The 12274-nt window shown below is 42.4% G+C and carries 10 protein-coding genes; 2 read left to right on the top strand and 8 right to left on the bottom strand.

The genetic code is table 11. The features are described from left to right. Positions 1–36: 36 nt before the first annotated feature. Genes puuE through xdhA form a run of 8 tightly spaced genes read right to left on the bottom strand, consistent with a single transcriptional unit; the run spans position 37 to position 9413 of the window. Positions 37–990: an allantoinase PuuE gene (gene puuE / locus CWS31_RS04765; protein WP_101344732.1), complete on the bottom strand. Its 954-nt coding sequence runs from the start codon at positions 988–990 to the stop codon at positions 37–39. A 2-nt stretch (positions 991–992) separates the two neighbouring features. Continuing rightward, positions 993–2216 carry a urate hydroxylase PuuD gene (locus CWS31_RS04760; RefSeq protein ID WP_101344731.1) on the bottom strand — a complete coding sequence of 408 codons (1224 nt, stop codon included), beginning with the start codon at positions 2214–2216 and terminating at the stop codon, positions 993–995. Positions 2217–2218: 2 nt separating this feature from the next. Next, positions 2219–3679 carry a guanine deaminase gene (gene guaD, locus CWS31_RS04755; protein ID WP_101344730.1) on the bottom strand — a complete coding sequence of 487 codons (1461 nt, stop codon included), beginning with the start codon at positions 3677–3679 and terminating at the stop codon, positions 2219–2221. 1 nt (position 3680) lies between these two features. Beyond that, positions 3681–4025 (bottom strand): hydroxyisourate hydrolase, encoded by a 345-nt coding sequence (uraH, locus tag CWS31_RS04750; protein ID WP_101344729.1) that lies wholly within the window; start codon positions 4023–4025, stop codon positions 3681–3683. Then, entirely contained in the window at positions 4022–4522 is a 501-nt protein-coding gene (gene uraD, locus CWS31_RS04745) for a 2-oxo-4-hydroxy-4-carboxy-5-ureidoimidazoline decarboxylase (RefSeq protein WP_101344728.1), read from the bottom strand. The genes uraH and uraD overlap by 4 nt, the downstream gene beginning before the upstream one ends. After that, positions 4519–5553, bottom strand: coding sequence for a xanthine dehydrogenase accessory protein XdhC (xdhC, locus tag CWS31_RS04740; RefSeq protein ID WP_101344727.1), 1035 nt, complete (start codon positions 5551–5553; stop codon positions 4519–4521). Before xdhC ends, uraD begins: the two co-directional genes overlap by 4 nt. Next, the gene (gene xdhB / locus CWS31_RS04735) at positions 5546–7894 is read right to left on the bottom strand and encodes a xanthine dehydrogenase molybdopterin binding subunit (protein WP_101344726.1); all 2349 of its coding nucleotides are present in this window, start codon (positions 7892–7894) and stop codon (positions 5546–5548) included. The genes xdhC and xdhB overlap by 8 nt, the downstream gene beginning before the upstream one ends. Next, on the bottom strand, positions 7881–9413 hold the full coding sequence (xdhA, locus tag CWS31_RS04730; RefSeq protein WP_101344725.1) for a xanthine dehydrogenase small subunit: 1533 nt from the start codon (positions 9411–9413) through the stop codon (positions 7881–7883). The genes xdhB and xdhA overlap by 14 nt, the downstream gene beginning before the upstream one ends. A gap of 202 nt (positions 9414–9615) precedes the next feature. Between xdhA and CWS31_RS04725 the strand changes: the two genes are divergently transcribed. Beyond that, positions 9616–11175, top strand: coding sequence for an ABC transporter ATP-binding protein (locus CWS31_RS04725; RefSeq protein WP_101344724.1), 1560 nt, complete (start codon positions 9616–9618; stop codon positions 11173–11175). Further along, positions 11172–12272, top strand: coding sequence for an ABC transporter permease (locus tag CWS31_RS04720; protein WP_101344723.1), 1101 nt, complete (start codon positions 11172–11174; stop codon positions 12270–12272). The genes CWS31_RS04725 and CWS31_RS04720 overlap by 4 nt, the downstream gene beginning before the upstream one ends. Positions 12273–12274 lie beyond the last annotated feature (2 nt).

Here is a 12274-nt window from a genome sequence, read left to right as displayed (position 1 = left end):
TGTGTTCTACTACTTTTACTTGCTCAAAAATAACGATTACTTTTGAGGGTGTTCTTGTTGCCAATGTTTGGCTATGTCTATTCGACGTGCAAACCAAACACCTTCAAACGATTGAACATATTGAAAAAATCGTTCGAGGGCTTTTATTCTTCCTGGTCGTCCGACTAAGCGGCAATGCAAACCTATCGACATCATTTTTGGCCGATTTTCACCTTGAGGATCCCCTTCTTCATAGAGGGCATCAAAACTGTCTTTTAAGTAATTGAAGAATTGGTCGCCGGCGTTAAAGCCTTGTACTGCAGCAAAGCGCATGTCGTTTACGTCTAAGGTGTAAGGCACTATTAATTGTTGCTTTTCGCCTACTTGTCGCCAAAAAGGTAGGTCATCACTATAGTCATCAGCGTCATATAAAAAGCTACCGTTTTCGGCCACCAAGCTTGCTGTATTTGGGCTTGTTCTACCTGTGTACCAACCTTGTGGTTTTACGCCACTGACTTCTTCAATAATCGCCATGGCTTCTTGCATATGCTGGCGCTCGGTATCTATGTCGATGTTTTGGTAGTTAATCCAGCGTAGCCCGTGACTACATATTTCATGGCCAGCTGCTACTAAGGCTTTAGCTACTGCTGGGTTACGTTTTAATGCCATGGCAACGGCAAACACAGTGACAGGCAGGTTATATTTTTCAAATAAGCGCAGTAAGCGCCATACGCCTACTCGGCTACCATATTCATAGATAGACTCCATACTGATATGACGGTCTTCAACATGTGGGGCACTGACTATTTCAGATAAAAAAGTCTCTGCGGCATCATCACCATGAAGTACACAGTTTTCGCCGCCTTCTTCATAGTTCATCACTACTTGAACCGCTATACGTGCCTTATTTGGCCAATTAGCGTGCGGTGGCTTTGCGCCATAACCGAGTAAGTCACGAGGGTAATCGTCATAACTGTTGCTACTGTCATGGCTGTTAGTTGATTCACTCATAGCTATTCTCCTTTATTCATATTCATACTGTTTTTAACACTTTTTAACCATGCACTTAGGTGGTTACGCTCGTCAGTTGTCATGTTGGTCATATTTCCAAGCGGCATGTCTTTACTAACAATTGCTCGACTATGAATTAGTTGATTCACTTTTTTAGCGTCGTCAATTGAGTCAATCATTAAGCCTAAAGGTGCTGTTTTAAAAAGTGCCGATCTAGGCGTTTGGCTATGACATTCAGTACAGTGTTTGTCGATAATTTCCCATGCTTGCGCATCAGTCACCGTTTCGGCTGCTGCGCTATTGCTTGATGACGACATTAAGTGCCAAGGTGCAATTGCCAACATAAGAACAAAAAAGGCTGCTATTCCGCTAACTAATACACTTGGGCGATTCACGCCTAGGTTTTTCAAGTTAAAGTAATGACGTATCCACATACCAATAACAAACAAGGCGATAAGAATTAACCAACCAAATTCATGCGTGTAGGTATATGAAAAATGGTTACTCAACATGATGAAAATAATAGGTAAGGTCGCGTAGTTATTATGAATTGAACATAGTTTTGCTTTGATGCCCGGTGTTGAGTCTGGAATGCGACCCGCTTCTACTTCAGCAACCATGTAACGTTGACCCGGCATAATAACGTGGTAAACATTACCCGCCATACAAGTACCAATTAATGCGCCTACGTGAATATAAACAGCGCGGTCGGTGAATAGCGCATCAACGCCCCATGTCCATAAGGCTAATAAGCCAATAACGGTGATACTAAAAGGTATGCCTTTATTCACTAATGGGCTGTTACATAAAGCGCGGTAAATTAAGTAACCCGAAATAATAAAGACTAACGACAAGCTAATTGCTGATAACTTATCTAACGGTGCTTTGGTGCTATCAAGCAAGTATGCGTCAGCACCCACGTAATAAAGTAAGCTAAATAATAAGAAACCTGTGATCCACGTGGTATAAGCTTCCCACTTAAACCAATGCAAAGTAGTTGGCATTTGTTCTGGGCCATTTTGGTATTTGGCTACTTCATAAAAGCCACCACCATGTATTGCCCATAAATCGCCTTTTATGCCTTTGTCTTGTTTCCATTGCGGCGGGGTTTCTAAGTTGTTGTCTAGCCATGCAAAATAAAAAGATGCACCTATCCAAGCTACGCCAGCAATAACATGAAAATATCGAAGAACTAAGTGTGCTAAATCGAAAAAGTAACTTTCCATAACTAATCAACCTCTACTAGGTGAGCGTGACTTTGGTGTGAACTTTTATTAGAGCTGTTATTAGAGCTTTCATGTGCACAGGCGTGTGAGCTAGAGCGTGTGCTTGAAACTTCACTTGAAGCAGGCGCTTTATCTCTTTGGTGTACGCTTTTACCTAAAATAAAGGTTTCTTCAATACAGCGGTCGTCACCTAACATCATCAAAGCAAATAACTTGTCGTGCAGGCTGTTAGCGTGCTTGAGACGAAAGTCCATTAATGGTGTCGCTTGGTAATCTAAAACAATAAAGTCGGCTTCACAGCCGGTAGTAAAATTACCTATTGTGCCTTCGAGATCTAGGGCTCTAGCGCCACCTAGGGTCGCTAAATATAAGGCTTTGAATGCAGATAACTTGTTGCCTTTCATTTGCTGAACCTTGTAGGCTTCACTGCAAGTTTGTAGCATTGAAAAACTGGTGCCACCGCCAACATCCGTGCCTATGCCGACATTAATGTTATGTTTTTCACAGGCGCTAAGGTCAAAGAGTCCTGATCCTAAAAATAAGTTTGATGTAGGGCAATGTGAAATAGCCGCGTCTTTGTCTGCTAGGCAGCACAGTTCACGTTCATTTAAATAAATACCGTGGGCAAATACAGCACGCTTTCGCACTAAGCCAGCGCGGTCATACACATCAAGGTAGTCTTTTGCTTCAGGAAATAATTGTTTTACCCAACTGCATTCACCCGGATTTTCAGATAAATGGGTGTGTAAATACGTGTCTGGATATTCTTTTAACAGCTGACCACATTTGTTTAACTGTTCAACAGTTGATGTAGGGGCAAAGCGCGGTGTTACTGCGTAACTTAAACGGTCAACATTGTGCCATTTTTCAATTAATGCTTTTGATTCTTGATAACCTGACTCAGCAGTGTCTGACAAATCGTCAGGGCAGTTGGTGTTCATCATGACTTTACCGGCAATCATGCGTAAGTTACGCGCTTGTGCTTCGGTGAAAAACGCTTCAACTGATTCTGGGTGAACTGTGCCAAATACAAGGGCGGTGGTGGTGCCGTTACGCATTAGTTCGTCTAAAAATATTTTTGAAATAGCAACGGCGTATTCTTGGTCTGAAAACTTCTTTTCTGCCGGGAATGCATATTCGGTTAACCAAGTTAAAAGCTGCTCGCCATAAGCGCCAATAATTTCGGTTTGAGGTAAGTGAATATGGGTATCAATCATACCGGGTATGATGAGACGATTGTCGTAACGCTTTATTTCAACGTTATCATGATTAGTATTATTGTCAGCCAGTGACGCTAAAATGTCTTTTTCATAACCTAGCGCAACAACTTTGCCTTGTTCGATAACTAGTGCACCTTGCTCAAAGTAGCGATGTGCTTGTTCGCCAGCAATGGCTGGGTCGTCTACAAAGTCTAAAATGTTGGCGCAAATTACGGTGGTTTTGTGCTCTTGAATATTGCTCATATTAACTGCCTCGATAAGTTGAGTAGCCAAATGGCGATAACAACAATGGAATATGATGATGACGTTTATCTTGTAAACGAAAACATATTTCAGCTAATGGATAAAAAGCTGGATCTGCTTGGTCGGTAAAGTAGCTGTCTAAGTCAAAACTTAATTTATAGGTAGCAAATTCAATAGCCGTTTCAGGCGATAGCCAATCAGTGATGCGACCATCAGCGTCGGTACTTGCTTGGCTGATTAATTCCCAGTTGCCATCAATTAGCTTGAATAGTTTTACCGGTAAGTTGCTCACTGGTTTACCTGTGGCTGTATCTAAAATATGAGTGGTGATTGCACTTTTGCTCATAGTAAGTTCTCCAGTCGAATGCGGGTGATTTTGGCTTGCTCGTTTGCTGCAATGGCTAATTCTGTGTCGCGATCGTTTTCTATTCGTTGCTCTATCATCGCTAACATTTGTTCGGCGCTTTTTCCGGTAGCGCAGACGATAAAAATGAAACCAAACTTTTCTTTATAGGCTTGGTTTAGCGCCATCATTTGGTGTAATACGGTGTCGCTTGCTTGGCTCATGCCTGATTGTTCATGGCTTGCTTTACTTGCGGTTGCGGCAAACTTTGCTCGTAAGGTGGAAACATCTCCTATTTCTGGATGCCCTTGAAATGCTGCTAAATAATCGTCTTCTTTAAGAATGCTCCATAGCAACTCAGCAGTACTATAAACGGCATTAACAGAGATAAACGGGCGCGCTTTTATCATGCCTTCAACCCAATTAGGAGCAACACAGCAATGTTCAAACTCTTGATAAGCTTGCTTATCGCACAGTGCATTTAATTCAGATAGCTTCATGAGTTAACGCTCTCCGTATTTTTTGCTGTTAGCTGATTAAGTTCATCATTTGTGGTTTTATTGCTTGCTAGGTCGGTGTCGTTTTTCACAGGCATAAGTACATTTTTAAGCTGTTGCCACTGCAAGCCCTTATTACTTTTTGCTGTACTTTTTGCTGTATTAGGTGCTTGTGCTGTTGCGCCATTCGCTTGCCAATTAGACTGATAAAGCGAGATGATTTGCCCAGCAATAGATACGGCAACTTCCATTGGTAATTTACCAACAACATTGCTTAACCCCACAGGACAAGTCATTTTTGCCACTTGGCTGTCAGCAAATTCACGGTGCGTTAAACGATGACGAAAACGCTTAGCTTTGGTGTCTGAACCAATAACGCCAAGCCATAGCGCATCATCACGTTTTAAAATGGTTTCGGTTAAATCGAAATCGAGCTGGTGGTTATGAGTAAGAATTAAAAAGGCGCTGTTAGCTTTCGCAGTTTTTGCTTGCTCAGTAGGCTCTTCGTCTACAATTTTGTTAACGTTGTTTGGAATATATTGCGGAAAAATATCTGCACGGCTGTCTATCCAACGAATGCTTAAAGGTAACTGCGCCAAAATAGGCACTAAAGCTTGGGCAACATGACCTGCGCCATAAATGTCTAAGCGCATTTTGCTGCTTACCAATGCTTCAAACATCACCACAACCGAACCGCCACAACATTGCCCTAGCGTTGCACCTAAGTTGAATGATTCAACCATTTGTATTGATTCGCCATTCCTTAACAGCTCGCGTGCTTTTTCAATAGCTTTAAACTCAAGATGACCGCCACCTAAAGTGTCGTAAATATTGTCAGCGCTGATCACCATTTTTGTGCCAGTAGCTCTTGGGCTAGAGCCATGCGTACCTAGTACAGTAGCAATAACATAATCATCGCCAGCCCCTTCTAATTGATAGATAGCTTGCGACCATGTTTGTTGATGAAAGCCTTGAAACGATTGATTCAATTGACTCGATTTACTTGTACCGTCTGGCTTATTTGAATTAGTCATTATCATTCTCCTGCTCGTTATCAAGCAACCATTGCTCGGCAGCAGTTACCGCCTGCAAAATGCGTTCAGGCGTGGCCGGAGTATCAAGTGGCGGCGCATAACGGTAATCAGAGACACTATGAATAGCATTTCGAATTGCACTCCAAACACTAAAGCTCAACATAAATGGTGGTTCGCCAACCGCTTTTGAACGAAATACCGTCGCTTCTGGGTTGGCTGATTCATATAAAGTCACGTTAAATTCTGCGGGGGTATCACCAATAGCAGGTATTTTATAAGTGGCAGGGCCGGCACTGGCCAGTTCTCCGTTGGGTTTCCATTGCAAGTCTTCTGTCGTTAACCAACCCATGCCTTGAATAAAGGCGCCTTCAATTTGACCAACATCTAAACTGGGGTTAATGGAGTTGCCGACGTCATGGTATATATCAACGCGGGTTACGGTGTTTTCACCGGTTAATATGTCTATTTCCACTTCACTTAACGCGACACCGTGAGAGTAATAGAAAAAAGGATTACCTTGGGCTTTTTCACGATCGTAATGTATTTTCGGCGTGGCGTAATAACCGGTAGAAGATAAGGAAATACGATTCATATAAGCAAGCTCGGCTAAGTCACTAAAACTTAGCGAGCCTTTGTCGTGGCTAATGTGATTATCGGCAAATACCACCTTGTCACTCACGTCAAAGTGTTCAATAACAAACGCGGTAAGACGATCTTTAATGATATTGACCGCGTTAAGAGCTGCCATGCCATTTAAGTCTGTACCGCTTGATGCCGCGGTTGGTGAGGTGTTAGGCACTTTATCGGTACGAGTGGCGGTAATGCCAACAACATCAAGATCAACACCAAAACCTTGCGCGACAATTTGCGCAACCTTGGTGTTTAATCCTTGCCCCATTTCTGTACCACCGTGGTTTAAATGAATAGAGCCATCAGAGTAAACATGCACTAATGCGCCTGCTTGGTTTAAATGTTGGACGGTAAAGGAAATACCGAATTTAACCGGTGTCATCGCCAAACCTTTTTTAATGATCGGCGAGTGTTGATTAAAGTCTTTTATCTTTGCTTTGCGTTGCCAGTAATCAGCGTCTTGCTCTAAGCGCTCAATCATATCTAACAAGACATGCTGTTCAACCTTTTGATGATAAGGCGTGATATCTCTACCTATGCGATATAAGTTTGTCTTACGTATTTCGAGCGGGTCTTTACCTAATGCGGCTGCAACATCGTCCATGATCTGTTCAGCCATAATCATGCCTTGTGGACCACCAAAGCCACGAAAGGCGGTATGACTGACGGTATTGACTTTACAGCGATTACCGGTGATTTTGGCGTTAGGGTAGTAGTAGGCATTGTCGGCATGAAACATAGCGCGATCGACAATCGCGTCTGATAAATCAGGGGAGTAACCACAGTAACCGTTGACTTCAATATCGACCCCGTCAATTAAACCATCGTCGTCAAAGCCAACGTGGTATTTATTATAGAAAGGGTGACGTTTACCGGTTAATCTAAAATCGTCAGTGCGAGCTAAGCGTACTTTAACCGCGCAGCCTAAGTGATAAGCACCTAATGCCGCTAAACAACCCCAAGGTGCGCCTTGGGTTTCTTTACCGCCAAAAGCGCCGCCCATTCGGCGCATTTCTACTGTGACGTAATGAAAGGGTTGTTTTAATACTTTAGCAATTAAGTGTTGAACTTCAGTAGGGTGCTGTGTAGAACACTGCACAAATAAACCGCCATCTTGGTTGGGTTGGGCAAGAGATATTTGCCCTTCTAAATAAAAGTGCTCTTGTCCGCCAACGGTTAACTCACCTTTTAATTGATGTTTCGCTTCGCTAATAGCGCGTTCTGCTTCACCGCGCTGTAAGGAGTGTGGTGGTCTAACCCATCGTTTTTCTGCAATCGCTTGGTGTATATCTAATACCGCTTTACTTTCGTCACAATGAATAACAATTAAGTCCGCTGCTTGACGTGCTATGTCGTGAGACTCAGCAACAACAAAAAGCACCGGTTGATGATGGTATTGAATTTCTTTGTCTGTTAATAACACATCCCCTGGAAATACCGGACCAATATCTATTTTTCCGGGAATATCGGCGGCAGAAAAAATGCGCACAACGCCTTCAAGGGCGTCTGCTGCTGAGGTATCTATAGCGGTAATGACCCCGGCAGTAATCGGTGCTAAAACAGGATAGCCATGTAAACAACCAGCAGGCTCTGGGTTGTCGTCAATGTAATTGGCCGAACCACACACTTGCTTAATAGCACTGTCATGATAGTGAGATTTACCTAAAGCGCCGCCTGAAGTGGGTTTTTTATCGGTTTCAAAGTGACGCATGGCGGATCCTTGTGCTAATAGGTGAAGGGGCTTCGGGTACTGTAGTGGTTGCCAGAGAAAAACGCGCAATACTAGCTTGGCTAAATTCAATACCAATACGTTTTAATAAGTTTTTACTGACAGCGAGACGATAATCGGCGGTGGCACGCACGTCGGTTAGTGGTGAGAAGTCTCGTTCGACAACTTCACCCGCTTTAATAAAGGTGGTGGCATTGATTTTCCCCCCGAGTAATTGTTGCTCTATTTTATGAGCACGTGCTGGGGTGGCGGCCATTCCACCAAAGGCGCAACGGGCAGAGGTAATAACATTATTGCGATGATCTACGGCTAAAATAAGACAAACCGTTGAAATGTCATCTTCAAAACGTTTTGATATTTTATGGCAAGCTAATTTCAAACTTTCACTGCGTTTAGGAATAATAATTTTACTTATTACTTCATTTTCTTTTAGCGAGGTTTTGCGGTAGCCAATAAAAAAGTCTTCAACATCAATGACACGTGTCCCTTGGCTTGACTGCAGATTCATTTGCGCATTTAAGGCAATTAATAATGGAGCTGGGTCACCAATAGGCGAGGCATTACCTAAACTACCGCCTAAAGTTCCAGCATTACGTACCTGCATAGAGCCTAAGCGTTCAAACAACTCTGTTGCTTCTGGGTAATGTTGACAAAGTGACTCAGTAAACTCTTTATAAGGGACAGCCGCACCAATTTGAAATTCGCTAGCCGTTTCGGTAAAGCTTATAAACTCGGCTACTTGGCTAACCGAAATAATTGTTTGCGGTTGTCGTAATTGTTGATTCAGCTCTATCGCGAAATCAGTCGCGCCAGCAACGAAAGTAGCCGTTGTATGCTTGGCTTTAAGTGCGACAACATCAGCAGCAGATTGGGGTATGTAGAATGCGCGCTCGCCGTCTTGTAAATGCGGAATCTTGCCTTTATTGGTTTCATCAATCAATTGCTGTGAAAAGCGACAGGCCATTGCCGACCATGGCTCTGCTATTCGTTCATATTCAAAGGCTTTTTCTGCCGCTTTTAAAATAGGCTGATAACCAGTACAACGACATAAGTTACCCCCGAGTGCCTCAATGACTGTTTTTTTACCTGGGTAGCTTTTATGGTTTATATAAAGACCAAGTAAACTCATAATAATGCCGGGTGTACAAAAACCACATTGTGAGCCATGGCATTCCACCATAGCTTGCTGAACCGGGTGTAAATCTGCCAAGCCAGCATGAATATTGGTAGTTACGGCTTCAATGGTTAAAATATGTTTACCGTGCACATTACCTAATAACATCAGGCAACTGTTCATGGTTTTGTATTGCCACACCGATTTACCGCCGCTGTGTTCAACTTCCTCACCCACTAAAATAGTACAGGCACCACAGTCGCCTGTTGCACACCCCTCTTTGGTGCCTGTTTTCCCTTTTTTAGTGCGGAGCCAGTCTAAAGTGGTGCGATTTGGTGAGCACTTTTCTACTTTTATTGGCATCCCATTAAATAAAAATTGAATCACTTGTTACCTCTGTTTATTAGTAAAGCTATATATATCAAGCTATTAATGATGTTTATTTGCTTTTGTTTTGGTCGTTTTTCAAAACAAAATTTAAATACTGGTCAAGTTATTGCATTCTTTATACCAAACCTGACCACTCGGTCAATAAAATAGATAATAACTACTTTACGTAATAAATAAAGCAGTGTGTAGGTGCTATTAAATGAATAAAGAAAATAGAGTCATGATGAAGGGGATGACTAAGCAGTACCCCGGATGTAAAGCGAATGACGGTATTAATCTCAATATAAAGCATAAAGAGATCCATGCATTGCTTGGTGAAAATGGTGCTGGCAAGAGTACTTTAATTAAAACACTCTACGGTGTTGTAAAACCTGACCAAGGTGAAATTTTTTGGAATGGTCGACTTGTTGATATTAAAGATCCAGCGGCTGCGCGCGCGTTAGGTATAGGTATGGTTTTTCAGCATTTTTCGTTATTTGAAACATTAACAATCACTGAAAATATCGCGTTGGCACTAGGAGAACAAGCAGGGCACCCTAATACCTTAGCAAGACGTATTAAAGAAACGTCTGAGCGATACGGTATGCCGTTATCACCCGAGCGACGAGTATCAAGCTTATCAACCGGTGAACGCCAACGTGTAGAGATTGTCCGTTGCTTATTACTAGATATTCAGTTGTTAATACTCGATGAGCCTACCTCGGTACTGACACCTCAAGAAGTTGACCAGTTGTTTAAAACCTTACGTACGTTAAAGAAAGAGGGTTGTTCGGTGCTCTTCATTAGTCATAAATTACATGAAGTTACTGATATATGTGACAGCGCCACTATTTTACGTGCCGGTAAAGTCAGTGGTCATTGTATTCCTAAAGAAGAAACTCCCGCGTCTATTGCGCGCATGATGGTTGGTGATGACACGCCTATTAGTAATGAAACTCGGAGAGCTGAAGGCTCTGGGGTATTTCTTTCTGTCGATAATTTATCAATTAAAGCAGAAGCTATGTTTGATATACCGCTTAAAAATATCAACTTAACAGTTAAAAAGGGCGAAATTGTTGGTATTGCAGGTGTTGCGGGTAATGGTCAAGAAGAGTTGCTAAAAGCTCTTTCTGGTGAAGAAACACAAAAACATGGCAATTCAATTAAATTTGCTCAGCAAGTGGTTGATGGCATGTCACCGCTAAAACGTCGTCGTCTTGGTATGGCTTTAGTCCCTGAAGATAGACTAGGTCGAGGTGCTGTACCTACCATGGATTTATGTGAGAACACTTTACTGACTAGTTTTGATCATGGCTTAGTAAACCGTGGTTTTTTAAATAAAAATAAAATAGTCGCACTCGCCGATAAAATTATTGCGAAGTACAAAGTAAAAACCGCTGGTAACCATGCGCATGCCGCCAGTTTGTCTGGGGGTAATTTACAAAAATTTATTATTGGTCGTGAGGTGGAACAGCAGCCGAAATTTTTATTAATGTCACATCCTACTTGGGGTGTTGATATTGGCGCGCAGGTTGCAATACATAAAGCGATATTAAATTTACGAGACCAAGGCTGCGCTATTTTGATAATTTCTGAAGACCTTGATGAATTATACAAAGTGAGTGATCGCTTAGGTGCTATTTGTGATGGCAAGCTTTCGCCATTTTTACCCACTGATGAGTTACCTTTACCGCAGTTAGGGCAGTGGATGGCAGGTGATTTTGCTGACGATGATACACAAGGCGTAACCCCTTCACCTAAAGGAGCAACACACTCATGATGCGATTAGAAGCGCGAGTGCAAAACTCACCGTTTTGGACTTATTTTTCCCCGGTTTTAGCGGTTATTCTTACCGTGATTACGGGTTTTTTCTTATTTGCCGCGTTAGGGCAGCCGCCTGTTGAGACCTTGTATATCTTTTTTATTGAGCCCATTTCTGATTGGTATGGTTTAACCGAGCTTATTGTAAAAACTATTCCTATTTTACTGTGTGCTTATGGCTTAGCATTATGTTTTCGTGCCTCTATTTGGAATATTGGCGCAGAAGGGCAATTACTCATTGGTGGTATTTGTGCCACAGCGGTGGCAGTGCAATTTGTCGACTCAAGCAGTTTTTTGGCGATGCCGCTAACGATTGTCGCTGGCATGATTGGTGGTATGGCGTGGGCTGGTATTACAGCGTTTATGAAACTGCGTCTTAATACCAATGAAACCCTTGTCACGATAATGATGAACTATATTGCCCTTAATGTTTTATTGTGGTCTGTGCACGGGCCTTTAAAAGACCCAAACGGCTACAACTTTCCCGAAAGTGCCTTGTTTGGTGAAAGCACGTTATTACCCATTTTGGTTGAGGATACACGCCTGCATTTAGGTTTGTTGTTTGTACTACTTGCCTTTGCGGCGACGTGGACTTTTATGAGTAAAACTTTTGCTGGTTTTCAAATTCAAGTATTAGGATTAGATCCTTCAGCAGCGAAAATGGCTGGCTATAAACAACATAAATTGATTGCCATGGTGTTATTAGTATCAGGCGCTTTAGCGGGTCTAGCAGGAGCCAGTGAAGTTGCCGGACCTATTGGCCAATTGGTACCACAAATATCGCCAGGTTTTGGTTATGCCGCGATTATTGTTGCTTTTTTAGGGCGACTTCATCCGGTAGGTATTACCTTAGCTGGTTTATTGATGGGACTTATTTATATGGGCGGCGAAATGGCGCAAATAGAAGCGGGTTTACCTAATTCTATTACCGGTATATTCCAAGGTTTAATGTTGTTTTACTTATTATCGTGCGATGTGATCATTCGTTATCGCGTGCGTTTATATCGTCCCAAATTTCTAACACCGAGCAAAATCTCTGCTCAAATTCAGGAGTAAGT

It is taken from the genome of Colwellia echini (genome assembly GCF_002843355.2).
In the GTDB taxonomy this organism is placed as follows: Bacteria; Pseudomonadota; Gammaproteobacteria; order Enterobacterales; family Alteromonadaceae; genus Colwellia; species Colwellia echini.
Note: the sequence above shows the minus strand (reverse complement) of the source record. Positions and strands in the feature narration are given on the sequence as shown.